Here is a 17,910-nt window from a genome sequence, read left to right as displayed (position 1 = left end):
GAGCGCTCTCAGCCGGCCTGACGAAGCTGTGCGGTGTCGGCGTCGGCCCAGCTACAGCGGCCGCCACCGGCGCGCTTGGCCGCATAAAGCGCCTCGTCGACCCGGCGCAGCACCTCGTCGACCGTGTCGTCCGTCAGCGGCCGCTCGTTCACGAGCAGTCCGGCGCTGGCGCCGATCACCATGGGGATATCGGACAGCAGGAACGGCATCGACAAGGTGCGGACGGCCTCGCGCGCCAGCGCCATCGATTCATCGCGTCCTTCGGCACCGTCTGCGACCGGCTTCAGCAGCATGAACTCGTCGCCACCGAAGCGCGCGGCAAGGCCGCCTGAGCCTACGCAATCCGACAGCCGCGTCGCGACCTGGCGCAGTAGCTCATCGCCGGCATGGTGACCGTGGCGATCGTTGACCGGCTTGAAGCCGTCGAGATCGATGGCGATGATCGCGACGCTGCCTGTGGTGCGCTCCAGTGCGGCGAGGAACGCGGCCCGATTCGGCAGGCCGGTCAGGAAGTCGTGGTTGGCCTGGCGGGCCAGCGCATGTTTGGCCTCGAGTCGCTCGATGAACGCGGTGCTGAGATGGCGCGATGCTTCGCGGATCGAGAACCAGAACAGGACGAGCATTGCGGCGCCGAGCTGGTAGGGCAGCTCCGGGCGCATCAAGCCGGCCACCAATGTGGGCGCGAACAGCACGGCGGTTGTCGTCAGCACCACCCAGGGGCGGATCGCCGCGCGCGAGACCATGCCGACGCAATAGGACATCGACAGTCCGAACGCGATCCACGCGCCCGGCGCATCGTTGAGCTGAAAGGCCCGAAAGGTGAGGGCGCCGAGCGCGAGGCCAAAGGCGGTTGCGCCGGCGGCATAGACCTTTTCCCAGAGCACCACGTCCCGGTCGGAGAGGCGGGCGCTGCGCTGCTTGTAGCGGAGCAGGCTGACCACGCGGCCGATCGCGTTGACGATGATCGCGAACGTGATCGCGATGTAGCCGGGGTCGCGATGCAGGACGGCCAGCGTGACCGATCCGGTGATCGCGGCCGCGTTGATCGACATCACCTGCGGCAGGGACGTGTACAGGAGCTCGACCAGCTCGCGCCGGATCGCCGGGTTCGGATCAACGAATCTGGAAGACTGCCCATGTCCCATGGAACCACCATGAGACACCTTTCCTAACAGTTGATGGGTGGCCACATCTCGCGCGACGAAGAGGTTTGCGATTACCTTAAATCTTCGTCAACGCAAACGTCGAAGCCTCACGGAGCGCGGCTTGGATCGCTGATGGCATAGACCGGCGTCGCTGTTGCCATTCTCGGGGACATGGTGGTCGCGGCGGCGACCTTTGGCGGCTCGGACTTCGGCAGCTCCGCCTTAGCCTCCGTTTTGGGCGGATCAAGCTTCAAGGGGCGGAGCGGCTGACGCTTCGCCATCGCATCCAGCACGGCCCGGTTTGCCTTTTCCAGCCGCTTGGCAGCAGCGACGTCGGCGAAGGCACGATCGAATTTGCGCATCCGGTAGAAAACGATGCCGCGATCGATATAGGCCTCTTGATAGCGCGGATCGAGCTGGATCGCGGTGTCCAGATCGCTCAGAGCCGCCGAGAGGTCGCCTTTCTGGAACGAAGCCATGCCGCGATCATGGAAGGCGCGCGCATCGTTCGATGGAGCGTTGCCGGGGAAGGCTGCGTCCGCATTGCACGAAGCAGCAGCGCCCGGCGCGCAGGACGAACGCTCCTGCTCGGCCGAGTAGACCGCGTCGACCTTGCTGACCCGAAGCGGCAGGGTCTCGGCAGCTGCCGGTGCACCGGCGTTTGCGGCGGCATCGGCCGGCGTCTCGACGGCGGCTCCCGCGGGCGCCTCCGCGGTCGTCGTCGCCTCCGGCGTCACCGCAACCGTCTCGATCGGCTTGGCAGGCACTTCATGCGGCTTGAGCTTGTTGGTCGCGACCACGATCGGCTTCAATGGCGCGACTGAAGCCGCCGACATATGGGTGAACAGGAGATAACCGGTCAGCGCCACGGCAGAGGCGCCGGCCAACGCCATCACGCCGGATGCGACCTTGTGCACCTTGGCCGCGACGGCGAGCTTGGACTCCTGCTGACTCTCGTCCTGCGCGGCCCCGAGCAGGCGGTCATAAGCAGCACGCTGCTCCCTGTCGCCGAGGATGTCGTGAGCGCGGACGATCTGCCGAAACCGCAGCGCCGTGTCGGGATCTCCCGCGTTGAGGTCGGGATGGCTCTCCTTGACCGCCTTGCGGAACGCTGCCCTGATGTCGTCAGCGTCGTCGTCCGGAAGAGCTCCGAGCAAATCGTAAAGCGTCTTCATGATCGATCTCGCTGCAGGTTTCCCTCGTCTCCGATCGAAATTCCCACGGCGAATTTACGCTGGAGCACTCGTACTAACACTTTCCGCCTTGCACGATGCTGGGCCAATTCGGCGGAAAAATGACTGAAAATGGCGAAATTCGCAGCCAATTCTGCCGGGTTTGGAACCATGAAACGCTTGAACCTATCTGGGGTCTCGCTGTTGCAGCTTCCGGCATGGTGAAGAAAAAGTTTGAAATGACGTTTAACGCGAGGGCCTATGGCCTCATCAAATCGCGTGACGTGCAGCACATTCCCTGGGGCGTGCCGGCCGTTATGGTCCGCATGCAACGAGCGATCGCGGGATCGGAGAGGTGATGTCATGAGACGGAGGGCTGGGACAATCGCAGCGGTTGCATCGTTTGCGTCACCTGCCGGTGTCCGCGCGCAGCGAGCGGCTCCGCAGGGACGTCATGCCACCCTGGTGGACGCGTGGGCGAGGCCCGGCGCTGCGGCTGCAGTCTTTGTCGGCAGGGCTCCGGACCGGCCGGTGCCGGACCTGTCCGGCCGCTGAAGAGCATGTCCTGCCGGCAGCGGACCACTCCTTTGCGCGCGGCAGGCGCGCACGTCGCCCGCTTGCGGGGGCGGCCGGCCGGCCGCTATACCGATCGCATGAGCGATTTTCACGGCGTCTTTCCCTATCTGGCTTCACCGATCAGCGCCGACGGTACGATCCGCACCGATGTGCTGGAACGGCTTTGCGATGACCTGATCCATGCCGGCGTGCATGGCCTGACGCCGCTCGGTTCGACCGGCGAGTTCGCCTATCTCGACCGCGCCCAGCGCATGATCGTGGTCGAGGCGACCATCGACGCGGCGAAGGGACGCGTTCCGGTCGTCGCCGGTGTGGCATCGACCGCGATCGCCGACGCGGTGGCGCAGGCCAAGGCCTATCAGAAGCGCGGCGTCAGCGGCATTCTCGCGGTGCTCGAGGCCTATTTTCCGGTGAGTGATGCGGGCATCGAGGCCTATTTTCGTGCCATCGCCGATGCCGTCGATGTTCCTGTCGTCATCTACACCAATCCGCAATTTCAACGGTCCGACCTGTCGCTCGATGTGATCGCGCGCCTCGCCGAGCATCCGCGCATCAACTACATCAAGGACGCCTCGACCAATACGGGACGGTTGTTGTCGATCATCAACCGATGCGGCGATGCCCTGAAGGTGTTCGCGGCGTCGTCGCACATTCCCGCTGCCGTGATGCTGATCGGCGGCGAGGGGTGGATGGCCGGACCCGCCTGCATCATCCCGCGCCAGAGCGTCGAGCTCTACAATCTCTGCAGGGCGTCCTGTTGGGATGATGCGCTCAAGCTGCAGAAGAAGCTTTGGCGCGTCAACGAGGCGTTTGCCCGCTTCAATCTCGCCGCCTGCATCAAGGCCGGGCTGGCGATCCAGGGATATGACGTCGGCGACCCGGTGCCGCCACAGGCCGCACTGACCGCCCAGCAGCGCAAGGTCGTCGAAGAGGTGCTGCGCAGCCTGGGGTGACACGCGGATGACGGCCCGGCTCTCTCCGGTGTCATTCCGGGACAGCCCGAAGGGCCGAGCCCGGCATCCCGTCTCCGCGGCGCCTCGGCCGGCCAGGTTTGGCGACGCCGACCCCCTAAAACATTGTTTGTGGCCATGGATTTGGGGCTCGCGCTGACGCCCGTCCCGGAATGACGGCAGCGGTTGTGTCGACCGGCAAATCCGCTAAAAAGCATGCAATTGCATTTGAACTTACCCAAGGACTGACGAATGAACATTCTTCCCAACAATATGCGGTTCGGATCGGGGCAGCCCGTCAAGCGCCTGGAGGATCAGCGGCTGCTCACCGGGAAGGGGCAGTTCATCGACGACAAGCCGGATGACGGCGCGCTGTGGCTTTACGTGCTGCGCTCGCCGCATGCGCATGCGAAAATCCTGTCGATCGACACCGCTGCGGCGCGCGAGATCGCGGGCGTGCAGGCGATCTATACCGGCGCCGATCTCGTCGCCGACGACGTCGGCACCATCCCGACGCTCGCGATCTTCAAGCGGCCGGACGGCAAGCCGATGACGGTGCCGCCGCGTCGCCTGCTCGCCCATGAGGTCGTCCGATACACCGGTGAGGCCGTCGCGGCCGTCGTCGCCACCTCGCGCGTGATCGCGCAGGAAGCCGCCGAAGCGATCGTCGTCGACTATGAGGTGCTGCCGGCAGTCACCGATCCGGTGCAGGCGCTCGAGCCTGGCGCGCCCGTCGTCTGGGCCGAGGCGCCCGACAACATTGTCGCCGCGATGAGCTATGGCGATGCCGCCAAGGTCGAAGAGGCCTTCGCCAGCGCCCCGCACAAGGTCTCGCTCGACATCGTCAGCCAGCGCCTGGTGCCTTCGGCAATGGAGCCGCGCTCGACGATCGCCGAGATCGAGAAGAAGACCGGCCGCCTGCTGCTGTATGTGCAGTCGCAGACGCCGGCCTCGACCCGCGACGTGCTGGCGGAAGCCGTGCTGAAGCGGCCGAAGGAGAGCGTGCGCGTGCTGGTCGGCGACATCGGCGGCGGCTTCGGCCAGAAGACCAACCTCTATCCGGAGGATGGCATCGTCGCTTATGCCGCCACCAAGCTGGCCAAGAAGATCCGCTGGCGCGCCGAGCGTACGGATGAGTTCGTCGGCGGCACCCATGGCCGCGACCTCACCTCGACCGCCGAGTTCGCGTTGGACGCCAAGGGCAAGGTGCTGGCCTATCGCGTGCGCTCGATCGGCGCCACCGGCGCCTATTCGTCCGGCGCGGCCAACATCATCCCGCTGGTGCTCGGGCCGTTCGTGCAGACCGGCGTCTACGATTTGCCGCTGGTGCATTTCGAGGTGAAGACGGTGATGACGCACACCGCGCCGGTCGGCGCCTATCGCGGCGCCGGACGCCCCGAGGCGGTGTTCATCGTCGAGCGCCTGTTCGATACGGCGGCACGCCAGATCGGCATCGATCCGCGCACCATCCGCAAGGCGAACTACATCAAGCCGGCGCAATTGCCCTACACCAATGCGGTCGGCCAGGTGTATGATTCCGGTGCCTTCGCCCACATGCTGGAGCGCGCCTCCAAGCTCGCCGACTGGGACGGCTTCAATGCGCGGAAGCGCGAAGCCAAAAAGCGCGGCATGCTCTACGGCCGCGGGCTGACGAGCTACATCGAATGGACGGGCGGTCGCGCCCACACCGAGAAGGTGTCGCTGCACGCGACGTCCGAGGGCCGCGTGATCCTGCATTCCGGCACCATGGCAATGGGGCAGGGGCTGCAGACCACCTACACCCAGATGATCTCCGACACGCTCGGCATTCCCTTGGACAAGATCGACGTCGTGCAGGGCGACACCGATCTGGCCACCGGTTTCGGCAGCGTTGGCTCGCGCTCGCTGTTCGTCGGCGGCACGGCAGTGGCGGTATCGTCGAACGACCTGATGACGAAGGCCCGGGAAAAGGCATCGAATCTGCTGGAGACGGCGGTCGAGGACATCGAATATCGCGACGGCTTTCTCACGGTCGTCGGCACCGACCGCCGCATCAGCCTGTTCGAGATCGCACAGAAAGAACAGGGCGCCAAGCTGTCGGTCGACAGCGAGGGCGAGGTCGACGGCCCGAGCTGGCCGAACGGCACGCATATCTGCGAGGTCGAGATCGACCCGGAGACCGGCATCAGCCGCGTGGTGCGCTACACCACGGTCGACGACGTCGGGGTCGCGGTCAATCCGATGTTGGTGGCCGGCCAGATCCATGGCGGCGTCGCCCAGGGCATCGGCCAGGCGCTGTACGAGAACGTCGCCTATGATGCCGACGGCCAGCTCCTGACCGCGACCTATCAGGACTACTGCATCCCACGCGCCGACGACGTGCCGCCGATCGTCGTCACGCTCGACGATTCCGCGCCCTGCAAAACCAATCCGCTGGGTTCGAAAGGCTGTGGCGAGTCCGGTGCCATCGGCGGCCCGCCCTGCGTCACCAACGGCGTGATGGACGCGCTGTTCGAACTCGGCATCACCAACCTGCAGACGCCGCTGACGCCGGAGAAGGTGTGGGCTGCGATCCGCGATGCCAAGGCAAAGAAGGCTGCGGCCTGACGATGAGCGATGAGACCGCCCGCGCCCGTCCGCTGCAAGCCGGTGCGCGGGCGCGGCGGTCACCACGTCACAACAGGTGTGATTCTATCCGCGAATGGTGATGCCGCGGCCGCAGGCGTTGTTGATGAAGCAGGCGCGCAGCGCATCGTCGAGCTGCTCGGACCGTTTCCCGTCCAGACTGACGTCTGGAAAACCGTGACCCCGCAGATAGACCTGCATCTGTAGAACGGCGCGATGGCCGCCCAGCGTGACGATGGTTTCGAGGTCCTGCTTGGCCTCCGGCTCTCGCCCAATGCGGGTCAGGATCAGAGCGCGCTGCACGAACATGTTGACGAGGTCGGGCCGCACCGGGCCGGGAAGGACGCGCTGCCCCGGCGGGCCGAGAACTTTGTTCAGGTCGGCAAGCGCACCGTTGTCGTCTCCCATGCCGGCCAGAATCGTCACCCGCATCTGCAAGGCCTGGAGATCGGACCCGGCCGCGAGCAGCGCATCGAGGTCCTCCTTGGCGCCAGCCGTCTTGCCGCTCTGCAGCCGAATCTCGGCGCGCGTCATGCGCGGTCGCCGCTCGACGGGCTCAAGCGCGATGGCGGAATCGAGATCCGCTTCCGCCTGCTCCGGTCTGCCGCTCCGGTTCGACAGGAGGGCGCGGATCCAGAGCGCATCGACCGACGAGGGATTGAGCGTGAGGGCCTTGGTGGCCAGTTCGAGTCCAGCCTGATCGTCCTGACCGATCAGGATGAAGGCCATGGTTGCCAGCGCATCGGCATTGTCGCCATCGGCCTGCAGCGCCGCCGTCACGTCGCGGGTGGCTTCGGTAAGCTGGGCCGGGATTCTCAGCCGGGCGCGGAGCAGCAGGGCCGCTGCGTTGCTGGGCTGCTCGGTGATCGCTGTATCCAACTCTGCGATGGCTTGCGGCAGCCTGGCAATCTCGGTGAGTTGCCGCGCGCGGAGGACGCGCTGCTGCGAACGGACATCCGCGGGCAGAGTTGCTGAAACCTCCGGCGGATCGCATTCGCCGCGTGCTCTGGCCGGATAAGGCAGCTTGCATGTTCCGAAACTGAACGAGCGGATCGGACCGGCCGTACCCAGCGTGTCTTCGGCGCGCGAGGGCGTGCTCATCAGCTCGGCGATGAGCATGAGCGGAATCGCGAAGCGCATGCGGAATGTCATCTTCGGACTCACTTGCAGAGCTTGTCGAGCATGCAGGCGCGGATCGCGTCCTTGAAGTCGGGCGTCAGTTGGTCCGGCGCTTCGCTCGATCGCCAATAGCCGGCTGTGCGCAGCGCGACGACCGTCTTCTTCAGCGCGGACTCCTCGGTGGTCACGGCCTGGATCATGTCGTCGAAAGCGAGGTCGGTTTCGCCGAGCTCCCGGTGCATCAATGCGCGCATGCGAACGGCTTCGCCGGACGGAGGAAAGATCCCCGCAGCGCGATCGAACTCCGCGAGCGCTTCCCGAAATTGCTGGCGCTTGGCGAGAATGAGTCCAAGGTCGAAGAATGTCTCATATTGCTCGGATCCGAGCGATTTTGCTTCCTGCAGGTCGGCAAACGCCTGCTGCTCGCGTCCGGGCGTGTAGGTCAGTAAATGACCTCGTGCCGTGAGCGACATGGCGGATCGGCGATAGGTCACAGCGGCGTTCAGGTCCTGCTCGGCGCGATCAAGGTGACCGAGCATCCAGTGGATCCGGGCGCGGTTCTTCAGAGCGATGAAATAGAAGTCCAGCCGATTGCCTTGATAGTCGAAATAGGGCTTGAGATTGATCTCGTCGGGACCGAGCCCAACCAGAGCATCAGCTGTCTTCAATGCCTCGTCGAAACGGCGCAGGCCCTGATTGCTGGTGCTGCTGAAGAGCAGCGCATACTGGTTTCTCGGGGCGATCGTCAGCGCCATCGCATAAAAGCGGATCGCGGTGCGGTAGTCTCCGGCGTCCTCATACCCGGCGCCCACGCGCCACATCGCGTCCGGGTTCGACGGGTTGAGCGTCAGCACCTTCTCGATGAGTGATCTGCCCAGAGTGCCGTCGCCGAGACGGAGCGCTGTCGATGAGCGCGATAGCAGCAGCTCCTCATCGGTGGGAAGGAGCGCGATCGCCGCATCGTAATCCTGTGCCGCGAGCGTCCAGCGCTTGGTATAGTAGTAGCCCGAACCCCGGACCGAGAGGGCGCGGCCGCGCTCGGCGGCCGGTTTGGCGCCATCGGCGATCAGTCTGGAGCAGGCCGCGATGACGCTCTCGGGATCGCTCCTGAGCTGCGACGCCACACACTCGCCAGTATCCTGCGCGGCCGCCGTTCCGGGGGTAGCGAATGCCAGAAGGACGATGGCTGCAGCAAATTGGCGAATGGCAGGTCGGATCATCGCGGCTCCCCGAAGCAGGGCAACCGAATATCGGCAATTTTCAAAAGGGCGTGTAATGAAACAACTAAAGGTTTAGATATGGCGCGCGAAGGGCGAAGCCGGGATCTCGAACCGCACGCTGAAATCGCCAGCGCCGCCCGCAAACCGCAAGCTCCCGCCATGGGCCTGCGCGACCTCGGCGGCGATGGCCAGGCCAAGCCCTGAGCCATGCGATCCATCGCCTTTCTGGAACGGCGACACCAGATGCTGCTGCGCCTCGGCTGCGATCCCCGGTCCGTCGTCCCACACGACGATCGCGACATGCGCCGCCGCTCGCTCCACCCTGACCATCAGTCGCGTTCGCGCCCCATGCGCCAGCGCGTTGTGAATGAGATTGGCGAGCGCCTCGCGCAGGCTGATGGCATCTGCGGCGATCACGGTGTCTCCCTCCGACGGGACGAAGCTGACGGAGACCTCGCGATCCAGCGACAGTGGCACGCTCTGCGACAGCACCGACTTGGCCAGCGCATTGATGTCGGTCGCCGCAAAACGCGGCGCCTGGGCGCGGTGCTGGATCATCGCGTGATCGAGCAGTTGGCTGGCGAGGCGGGCGAGGTCCGCGATGCGGCCACGGAGCTTGTCGAGCGCCTTCGGATCCCTGGTCTGGTCGGTCAGCAGTTCGACCTCGGCGTCAATGGCCGCGAGCGGCGTGCGCAATTGGTGGGTGGCGTCGGCGATGAAGCGCTGCATCAGCGTGATGCGCTCGGACAGGCGCTGCATGAAGCCGTCGATGGCGCCGACCAGAGCGCGCACCTCGCGCGGGGGCGTCATGGCGATGGGACTGAGATCATCCGGGCGTCGCCTGACGATCTCGGCCTCGATCCGCGTCAGCGGGGCGAACACCAGCCGGAGGCACAGCGCGGTCGCGACCAGCGCCAGCAGGCTCATCGCCGCGATCAGGCCGATGGCCTTCGACGCCAGATCCCAGGTCAGGCTGTCGCGGGCGCGCAGGGTCTGCGCCAGCACGATCGCGCTCCAGCCGTCGCCCGGCGCACCGTCGAGCCGGCGTGCCACGGCGGCAATCCGCACCGGCTGGTCGCGATAGACGCCGTCGCGCAGCACGACGCCCTCCCGGAGCGCCGCAGCCGGCGCGCTGATGGCGAGATCATCATAGCCGGCGACGACGACGCCGCGCGGATCGGTGACGCGATAGAACACCAGATCATACGCCGATAATGTCGCGAAGGCCGCGGCTGGCGGATCGAGCGTCACCACGCCGCCCTGCATGTAGATGTTCTCGGCGATCTGCACGGCGCCGCCGGCGAGCAGCCTGTCATAGGCGTCGCGCGCCGCGGTCGCGGCATATTGCCAGGCGGCGAGGCTGAGCACGATCGCGCCCACGGTCAGGATCGCGCCGATCGCGATCAAGAGCCGCGCGCGCAACGATGTCCTGATGTCACGAAGCGTGGAGCTGATAGCCAAGGCCGCGCTCGGTCTTGATTTCGACTGTTGTTGCCGCCAGCTTGCGGCGCAGCCGCGCGATGAACTGCTCGACGGCGTTCGGGCTCGGGTCCTGGTCGAAGCTGAACAGCTGCTCGACCAACTCCTCCTTGGCGACGTAGCGGCCCGGACGCGCCGCGAGAATCTCCAGCACCGTCAGTTCGCGCCGGGTCAGGTCCAGCGGCTGGCCGGCGACGCTGGCTGTGCGGCCGGCGCGGTCGATCACCAGCGGCCCCAGCGTCAGCAGATTGTCGGACTGCCCCGCAGCGCGCCGCAGCAGCGCGCGGGCGCGCGCCTCCAGCTCGCGATAGTCGAACGGCTTGATCAGATAATCGTCGGCGCCGAGGTCGAGTGCGCCGATGCGGTCGTCAACCGCGGAGCGCGCCGTCAGTACCAGCACCGGCGTGCGCAGGCCGCGCTTGCGCAGATGCTTGAGCACGGCGAATCCGTCCATGTTCGGCAGCATCACGTCGAGCACGATCAGGTCATAGGTCTGCACCTCGATCAGCTCGCTCGCGGTCCGGCCGTCCTTTTCCCAGTCGACGGCGTAGCCGATCCGTTCGAACCGGCTGGTCACGGCGGCGCCGATCTCGGGCGTGTCTTCCACCAGCAGGATGCGCAAGGTCTCGTTGTCCGGCTCGGAGTCAGTTTCGCGTCAGTCTCCTCCTCTATCACTTCGAATAAGGGCGCCGAAGTGCACCGGGCGAAATTTCGCACTGCAATATGAAGGAGGGGAGGACGCATGACCGTCCATCAATCGCAATCCCAGTTCGAGCCGCTGCTCTCGGTCGAGGGCGTGACGCTGCAATACAAGACGCCGGACACGTTGGTCACGGCGACCTATCGCGTCGATTTCAAGGTGTTCGATTCCGACCGCTTCGTGCTGCTCGGCCCCTCCGGCTGCGGCAAGTCGACGCTGCTGAAGGCGATCGGCGGCTATCTGAAGCCGACCGAAGGCCGTATCCGTCTCAAGGGCCACGACGTCACCGAGCCCGGGCCGGACCGCATGATGGTGTTCCAGGAGTTCGACCAGCTGTTGCCCTGGAAGACGGTGCGCGAGAATGTCGTGTTTGCGCTCACCGCCAGCGGCCGGTTGGGTACGGCCGAGGCCAACGAGCGGGCGAAGTCCTATATCGACAAGGTCGGCCTGACCAAGTTCATCGACTCCTATCCGCACATGCTGTCGGGCGGCATGAAGCAGCGCGTGGCGATCGCCCGGGGCATGGCGATGGAGCCGGACGTGCTGCTGATGGACGAGCCGTTCGCTGCATTGGATGCGCTGACCCGGCGCAAGATGCAGGACGAGCTGCTGCAGCTCTGGCAGGACACCCGCTTCACGGTGCTGTTCGTCACGCATTCGATCGAGGAGGCGATCAAGATCGGCTCGCGCATCCTGTTGCTGTCGCCGCATCCGGGCCGCGTCCGCGCCGAGCTCAACAGCGTGCCGCCGGGCACGATGGGCTCGCCCGAGCAGGTCGCGCTCGAAGGCCGCATCAACGACATGCTGTTCGGCCATCACTGAAACACGAGGAGAGCATCATGAGCGAGACGCTGGCGCTGCGCCCCGAAATCGTCAATGCGGAGACGCCCCTCGGCGACGTCAAGGTCGAGGCGAGCCTGTCCATCATCGAGCGGATCTACCATGTCGCTGGTGTCCGCAAGGCCGTCATCCTGGTGGCCTTGGCGGCGCTGTGGCAGGCCTATGGATTGTGGCTCGGCAACCCCTTGCTGTTTCCGACCTTCACCGACACCCTCTCCGCGTTCTTCGAGAACATCGCCAATGGCGTGATTCCGGCGCGGACGCTGGTGTCGCTGGAGACGCTGCTGATCGGCTACGGCATCGGCATCGCGCTCGCGGCCGTGCTGACCACGATCGCGATCGGCTCGCGGATCGGCGCCGACATGCTGGAGGCGCTGACCTCGATGTTCAATCCGCTGCCGGCGATCGCATTGCTGCCGCTGGCGCTGATCTGGTTCGGCCTCGGCAAGGGCAGCATCATCTTCGTGCTGGTGCATTCGGTGCTGTGGGCGATCGCGCTCAACACCCATTCCGGCTTCCGCTCGGTCTCCAACACGTTGCGCATGGTCGGCCTGAACTACGGCCTCCGCGGACTGAAGCTGGTGCGCTTCATCCTGATCCCCGCCGCCTTCCCGGCCATCCTCACCGGCCTGAAAGTCGGCTGGGCCTTCGCCTGGCGCACTCTGATTGCGGCCGAGCTGGTGTTCGGCGTGTCCTCCGGCGCGGGCGGCCTCGGCTGGTTCATCTTCGAGAACCGCAACCAGCTGGAGACGGCGAACGTGTTCGCCGGCCTGTTCACCGTGATCTTCATCGGTCTTGTCGTCGAGAACGTCGTGTTCGCTACGATCGAGCGCAAGACGGTGCGGCGCTGGGGCATGCAGCACTGATTTCGGCTATAACCATAACAACAAGGGATAAGGAGACGAACATGTCCTGGAGCAAATCACTCGCGGCGGCGGCGATCGGTGTTGCCGCGCTGCTCGGCGCCACCGGTGCGTCGCTGGCCGAGGTCAAGGAGGTCAGGCTCTCCAAGGGCTATGGCATCCTCTATCTGCCGCTGATCGTGATGGAGGATCAGAAGCTGATGGAGAAGCACGCCGAGAAGGCCGGGCTCGGTCCGTTCAAGGTGAGCTGGCAGCTGCTCGACGGCGGCAACATCATCAACGATGCGATGATGGCCGGCTCGCTCGACATCGCCGGCACCGGCGCGCCCGGCTTCATCACGCTGTGGGCCAAGGCCAAGGGCATTCCCGCGGTGGAGGTGGTCGGCGTCAGCGGGCTCAGCTCGACCTCGCTGTGGATGAACACCAACAATCCCGAGATCAAATCGCTGAAGGACTTCAAGGCCGGCGACAAGATCGCGCTGCCGGGCATCAAGACCTCGCTCTCGGCCGTGATGCTGCAGATGATGGCGGCGCATGAGTTCGGCAAGGAGAATTATGCCAAGCTCGATCCGATGACGGTCGGCCTGCCGCATCCGGAAGCGGTGGCGGCGCTGATCTCGGGCAAGACCGAAATCACGGCGCATTTCACCTCGCCGCCATTCTCCTATATCGAGCTGAAGGATTCCAAGATCCATCGCGTCGCCAATTCGGCCGACGTGCTCGGACGGCTGACAATGGACGTGGTATTCGCGCCGAAGCGCTTCGTGGATGCCAATCCGAAGGTCGTGCAGGCCTTCCTCGACGCGCTCGACGAGGCCTGCACCCTGATCGCCAACGACAAGGCCGCCGCGGCCGAGATCTATGCCCGCACCGCCAAGGTGAAGACCACCAAGGAGGAGGTGCTGGAGATGCTGCAGGACAAGGACACCTGGTTCTCCGCGACGCCCGAGGGCGTGCTCAAGATCGCCGAGTTCATGCACGGCGTCGGCTCGATCAAGGTCAAGCCGGCGAACTGGCAGGACATGTTCGTGACCCAATTGCGCGACCGCAACGGCAGCTGAACGGCCTCTTGCGGGGCAACTGATACGCATCCGCATGGCGATCGCCGCCCACCGGTTCCCTGAACCCGCGCCCCGGCCGCCGAGACACATGTCCGGCGGCCGGTGCCGTCATTGCGCCGTCGCCAAAGCTGTGCTGTGTGAGGGCGGCACAACCGGACGAACAGGGGGACGCGCAATGCGGAAATTGCTGACCGTGCTGGCGGCGCTGATGACGCTGAGCCTGACCAATTGCGGCTACAACGCCATCCAGACCAATGACGAGCAGGTCAAGGCGGCTTGGTCGGAGGTGGTCAACCAGTATCAGCGCCGCGCCGATCTCGTGCCCAACCTCGTCAACAGCGTGAAGGGCTTTGCGCAGCAGGAAAAGGACGTGCTGCTCGGCGTTACCAACGCCCGCGCCAAGGTCGGCAGCGTCCAGGCCACGCCCGATGTCGTCAACGACCCCGCGGCGCTGCAGAAGTTCCAGGCGGCGCAGAGCGAGCTGACCGGCGCGCTGTCGCGGCTCCTCGTCGTCACCGAGAACTATCCGCAGCTGAAATCGGACGCGCTGTTCCGCGACCTGATGTCCCAGCTCGAAGGCACCGAGAATCGCATCACGGTGGCGCGCAACCGCTACATCAAGGCGGTGCAGGAGTATAACGTCGGCATCCGCACCTTCCCGAACAATCTGACGGCGATGGCGTTCGGCTACAAGGAAAAGGCCAACTTCACGGTCGAGAACGAGCGCGAGATCTCGGTCGCGCCGAAGGTCGACTTCAACGCGCCGTCCCCCCAGCCCTCGAAATAGCGGGAGCGCTTCCTCTTGCGCGCATTGTCGGCCGTCAAGGCGCTGCTGGCGACGCTGCTGGTCTGCCTCGCGACGATGGTGCTGGCCGACGTCGCGGTGCCGCAGCTGACCGGCCGCGTCGTCGACCAGACCGGCACGCTGTCGTCGTCGGACATCGCGGGCCTGACGCAGAAGCTGAAGGATCTGGAGACGCGCAAGGGCAGCCAGGTCGCGGTGCTGATCGTGCCGACGACGCAGCCGGAGACGATCGAGCAGTTCTCGATCCGCGTCGCCGAGACCTGGAAGATCGGCCGCAAGAAGGTCGATGACGGCGCGCTGCTGGTGATCGCCAAGACCGACCGCAAGCTGCGCATCGAGGTCGGCTACGGTCTTGAGGGCAGCCTGACCGACGTCACCGCGCGACGCATCATCGACGAGGTGATCACGCCGAAATTCCGCCAGGGCGATTTCGCGGGCGGCATTGACGCCGGCGTCGATCGCATCATCGGCGTGATCAATGGCGAGACCTTGCCGGTGCCGCAGCCGCAGGCGTCGCATGGCACGGATCTCGACTTCGACTCCCTCACATCGTTCGCGCCGGTGGCGCTGTTCGGCGCGCTGGTGATCGGCGGCATCCTGCGGACCCTGCTTGGCCGCCTGATCGGATCGCTTGCGACCGGCGGCGCCATGGGCGTGATCGCCTGGCTGCTGGTGGGATCGGCCGGGCTGGCGGCGCTGTCGGCCATTGCCGGCTTCGTCATCGCCTTCATTGCCGACAGTTTTGCCGGGATGAATACGCCGGGCAGCCCCCGTCGCGGCGGCTGGACGAGCGGCTCGTCGGGGGGCTGGAGCAGCGGCAGCTCCAGCGACAGCGGCAGCTTCTCCGGCGGCGGCGGCAGTTTCGGCGGCGGCGGCGCCTCGGGCAGCTGGTGAGGCGGACGCAATGAGCATCACACGGATCGGCCGGCATCTCCTGCAGCATCATTGGCAGCTCAAGCGCATCTTCACGTCGGACGTGCTGGCGCGCATCGAGCAGGCGATCCAGGATGGCGAGCGCAGCCATGCCGGCCAACTGCGTTTCGTCGTTGAAGGCGCGCTCGACGGCCGGCCGCTGTGGCGCAACCAGCCGCCGCGCGAGCGCGCGCTCGACCTGTTCTCGCATCTGCGCATCTGGGACACCGCGCACAACAATGGCGTCCTGATCTACCTCCTGCTCGCCGACCGCGATGTCGAGATCATCGCCGACCGCGGCATCCACGCAAAGGTCGGCGCCGCGCGCTGGGAGACGATCTGCCGGGCGATGGAAGCGGAGTTCAGGCAGGGACGCTTCGAGCAGGGCGTGATGCAGGGCATCGCCGCCGTGTCCGCCGAGCTGGCGAAGCACTATCCACCGCACGCCGGCGATCTGAACGAGCTGCCCGACGCGCCGGTCGTGCTGTAGCCCCGATTCTACCGGTCGCGCTCACTGGGGCTGGACCTGAGCGGGCACCGCTCTCGCCCCGTCATTGTGAGCGCAGGAAGCAATCCAGAGTCCTTGCTGGGTCCTGGATTGCTTCGCTGCGCTCGCAAAGACGTGGGGAAGGCGGTGGTCTAAAATTTATACCGTCGTCGCAGAGCCGGCGTAACGGTTTGCCATGGCCTGCGCCAGCTCGGCCATCTTGGCGCGGAGCTCGGGCGGATCGAGCACTTCCGCCTCGGCACCAAAGCGCAGCAATTCGCCGGCGGCGTGCCACAGCGTCGTCCCTGTGGGAATGATCGCGATGCGCCAGCCCTCGGCATCGGTGCCGTCGGCGAGCCGCGTGCGCGCGCGCACATAGGGCTGGCTCCACACCTCCAGCAGTTTCACGCCGAGCGGTGACAGCCGCACCGTAGCCTGCTTCGGATGCAGTTCCGCTTCCAGCCGCTCGGTCGCAGCGCGCCAATAAGCGGCGAGATCGAATTCCGCCGGCCGCGTGAATGTCTCGTCCGTCACGGTGCAATCGAGAATGCGCGCGACCCGATAGGTGCGCACGCTGCGCTCCACTTGGCCGGCGAGATACCAGCTGCCGCCCTTGAGCACGAGGCCGAGCGGCGCAACGCGGCGGCGCTTTTCGGCGCGCCAGCTCTGATAGCGGATGTCGATCAGGTGGTCGGCGAGCAGCGCGTCGGCAATCGCGCGCAGATGTGGCGGCTCCTCGGCCTCGCCGAACCAGCCGGGCGCGTCGAGATGGAAGCGCGCCTGCATCCGTCCGGCATTGGCTCGCAGGTTCTGCGGCAGCGCCGCGACCAGCTTGGTCTGCGCTGCGTTCATCGCGCTGTCCAGGCCGAGTGCTGCGGCGGGGCCGGGCAGCCCGGCCATGAACAGCGCATCGGTCTCGGCTGCCGACAGCCCGTTCAGCCGCACGCGGTAGCCGTCGAGCAGGCGGAACCCGCCTTCGGCGCCGCGCTCGGCATAGACCGGGATGCCGGCGGCGGCGAGCGCGTCGATGTCGCGATAGATCGTGCGCACCGACACCTCGCAGGCCTCCGCGAGCGCGGGCGCGGTGACCTGGCCCTTGGCCTGCAAGGTCGTGAGGATCGAGAGCAGACGGCTGGCGCGCATAGGCCATCAAACCATACGTGACATGGATTGTCAGGTATCCTGTGCGACAAGCTCCCCGTCGCAACGATCAGGGAGGAGACCATCATGTCCGCCGACGACAAGATCACGCTGTATTATTCACCGCAGACCCGCGCCGCCGGCGCCCGTGTCCTGCTCGAGGAGCTCGGCGCGCCCTACGATCTGCGCGTTCTCAACATGAAGGCGGGCGAGCAGCGCAAGCCGGAATTTCTCGCCATCAATCCGCTCGGCAAGGTGCCGACAATCGGCCACCGCGGCCAGATCGTGACCGAGCAGGTCGCGATCTTCATCTACCTCGCCGATCTCTTCCCGCAGGCCGGGCTGACTCCGGCGCTCGACGATATCAGGCGCGGGCCCTATCTGCGCTGGATCGCCTATTATGGCTCGTCGTTCGAGCCCGCGGTGATCGATCATTTCATGAAGCGCGATCCCGCGCCGGTGACGCAGTCGCCTTACGCCGACTACGATACAATGCTCGGCGCGCTGGAAAAGCAGCTCGCCGCCGGGCCGTATCTGCTCGGCGATCGCATGACCGCCGCCGACATCCTCTGGGGAATCGCGCTGAACTGGACCATGATGTTCGGCGTCGTGCCGCGGAACGACGTCCTCGTCCGCTACGCGGAACGCATCACCGCGCGCGCCGCGTTTCAGCGCGTAACCGCCGCCGATGTCGAGATGGCCGCGCAGCACGCTGCGGAATGCGCGGGCTGATCGCGCCTGGTCGTGTCCGCCGTTCGGCGGGTGCCGTGACGGAGGAGTCACGGCATCCACCGGGCGAGACATGATTGAGCGAATGGCGAGGCGGGGATTGCGCGG

The 17,910-nt window shown here is 65.9% G+C and carries 17 protein-coding genes; 10 read left to right on the top strand and 7 right to left on the bottom strand.

The genetic code is table 11. From position 1 onward, the window contains the following. Nucleotides 1-8: 8 nt before the first annotated feature. Nucleotides 9-1,145, bottom strand: a complete 1,137-nt coding sequence (locus BBTA_RS31385; RefSeq protein ID WP_041751004.1) for a GGDEF domain-containing protein — start codon at nucleotides 1,143-1,145, stop codon at nucleotides 9-11. 107 nt (nucleotides 1,146-1,252) lie between these two features. After that, nucleotides 1,253-2,320 (bottom strand): DnaJ domain-containing protein, encoded by a 1,068-nt coding sequence (locus tag BBTA_RS31380; protein WP_012046534.1) that lies wholly within the window; start codon nucleotides 2,318-2,320, stop codon nucleotides 1,253-1,255. 95 nt (nucleotides 2,321-2,415) lie between these two features. Between BBTA_RS31380 and BBTA_RS40375 the strand changes: the two genes are divergently transcribed. The 3 genes from BBTA_RS40375 (at nucleotide 2,416) to BBTA_RS31370 (ending at nucleotide 6,429) form a co-directional block, all read left to right on the top strand. Next, nucleotides 2,416-2,676, top strand: a complete 261-nt coding sequence (locus BBTA_RS40375) for a hypothetical protein (RefSeq protein WP_148221542.1) — start codon at nucleotides 2,416-2,418, stop codon at nucleotides 2,674-2,676. 294 nt (nucleotides 2,677-2,970) lie between these two features. Continuing rightward, nucleotides 2,971-3,846, top strand: coding sequence for a dihydrodipicolinate synthase family protein (locus BBTA_RS31375; RefSeq protein WP_041751708.1), 876 nt, complete (start codon nucleotides 2,971-2,973; stop codon nucleotides 3,844-3,846). Between the two features lie 249 nt (nucleotides 3,847-4,095). Further along, on the top strand, nucleotides 4,096-6,429 hold the full coding sequence (locus tag BBTA_RS31370) for a xanthine dehydrogenase family protein molybdopterin-binding subunit (protein ID WP_012046532.1): 2,334 nt from the start codon (nucleotides 4,096-4,098) through the stop codon (nucleotides 6,427-6,429). A gap of 84 nt (nucleotides 6,430-6,513) precedes the next feature. On the opposite strand, the gene BBTA_RS31365 is transcribed toward BBTA_RS31370, so the two are convergent. From BBTA_RS31365 to BBTA_RS31350, 4 genes are all read right to left on the bottom strand, one after another. Further along, nucleotides 6,514-7,599 carry a tetratricopeptide repeat protein gene (locus BBTA_RS31365; RefSeq protein ID WP_244424214.1) on the bottom strand — a complete coding sequence of 362 codons (1,086 nt, stop codon included), beginning with the start codon at nucleotides 7,597-7,599 and terminating at the stop codon, nucleotides 6,514-6,516. Nucleotides 7,600-7,607: 8 nt separating this feature from the next. Next, on the bottom strand, nucleotides 7,608-8,786 hold the full coding sequence (locus BBTA_RS31360) for a lipopolysaccharide assembly protein LapB (protein WP_148221541.1): 1,179 nt from the start codon (nucleotides 8,784-8,786) through the stop codon (nucleotides 7,608-7,610). A gap of 72 nt (nucleotides 8,787-8,858) precedes the next feature. After that, entirely contained in the window at nucleotides 8,859-10,247 is a 1,389-nt protein-coding gene (locus BBTA_RS31355; protein WP_012046529.1) for a sensor histidine kinase, read from the bottom strand. Further along, complete coding sequence (locus tag BBTA_RS31350; protein ID WP_012046528.1) at nucleotides 10,222-10,887, bottom strand: response regulator transcription factor; 666 nt, start codon at nucleotides 10,885-10,887, stop codon at nucleotides 10,222-10,224. Before BBTA_RS31350 ends, BBTA_RS31355 begins: the two co-directional genes overlap by 26 nt. A 120-nt stretch (nucleotides 10,888-11,007) precedes the next feature. Here BBTA_RS31350 and BBTA_RS31345 point away from each other — a divergent pair, with 120 nt between their 5' ends. From BBTA_RS31345 to BBTA_RS31320, 6 genes are all read left to right on the top strand, one after another. Next, the gene (locus BBTA_RS31345) at nucleotides 11,008-11,787 is read left to right on the top strand and encodes an ABC transporter ATP-binding protein (RefSeq protein ID WP_012046527.1); all 780 of its coding nucleotides are present in this window, start codon (nucleotides 11,008-11,010) and stop codon (nucleotides 11,785-11,787) included. A gap of 17 nt (nucleotides 11,788-11,804) precedes the next feature. After that, nucleotides 11,805-12,671, top strand: a complete 867-nt coding sequence (locus BBTA_RS31340; protein ID WP_012046526.1) for an ABC transporter permease — start codon at nucleotides 11,805-11,807, stop codon at nucleotides 12,669-12,671. A 41-nt stretch (nucleotides 12,672-12,712) separates the two neighbouring features. Further along, nucleotides 12,713-13,729 (top strand): ABC transporter substrate-binding protein, encoded by a 1,017-nt coding sequence (locus BBTA_RS31335; protein WP_012046525.1) that lies wholly within the window; start codon nucleotides 12,713-12,715, stop codon nucleotides 13,727-13,729. Nucleotides 13,730-13,904: 175 nt separating this feature from the next. Further along, a complete protein-coding gene (locus BBTA_RS31330; RefSeq protein ID WP_012046524.1) occupies nucleotides 13,905-14,516 on the top strand; it encodes a LemA family protein in 612 nt (203 codons plus the stop codon). 15 nt (nucleotides 14,517-14,531) lie between these two features. Further along, nucleotides 14,532-15,428 carry a YgcG family protein gene (locus BBTA_RS31325; protein ID WP_041751003.1) on the top strand — a complete coding sequence of 299 codons (897 nt, stop codon included), beginning with the start codon at nucleotides 14,532-14,534 and terminating at the stop codon, nucleotides 15,426-15,428. A 10-nt stretch (nucleotides 15,429-15,438) separates the two neighbouring features. Continuing rightward, the gene (locus tag BBTA_RS31320) at nucleotides 15,439-15,936 is read left to right on the top strand and encodes a TPM domain-containing protein (protein WP_012046522.1); all 498 of its coding nucleotides are present in this window, start codon (nucleotides 15,439-15,441) and stop codon (nucleotides 15,934-15,936) included. A 156-nt stretch (nucleotides 15,937-16,092) separates the two neighbouring features. On the opposite strand, the gene BBTA_RS31315 is transcribed toward BBTA_RS31320, so the two are convergent. After that, the gene (locus BBTA_RS31315) at nucleotides 16,093-17,076 is read right to left on the bottom strand and encodes a YafY family protein (RefSeq protein ID WP_012046521.1); all 984 of its coding nucleotides are present in this window, start codon (nucleotides 17,074-17,076) and stop codon (nucleotides 16,093-16,095) included. 84 nt (nucleotides 17,077-17,160) lie between these two features. Here BBTA_RS31315 and BBTA_RS31310 point away from each other — a divergent pair, with 84 nt between their 5' ends. Continuing rightward, nucleotides 17,161-17,805: a glutathione S-transferase family protein gene (locus tag BBTA_RS31310; protein WP_012046520.1), complete on the top strand. Its 645-nt coding sequence runs from the start codon at nucleotides 17,161-17,163 to the stop codon at nucleotides 17,803-17,805. Nucleotides 17,806-17,910: the final 105 nt, after the last annotated feature.

This window comes from Bradyrhizobium sp. BTAi1 (genome assembly GCF_000015165.1).
GTDB lineage: Bacteria > Pseudomonadota > Alphaproteobacteria > Rhizobiales > Xanthobacteraceae > Bradyrhizobium > Bradyrhizobium denitrificans.
This window is presented reverse-complemented; position numbering and strand designations above follow the sequence as displayed.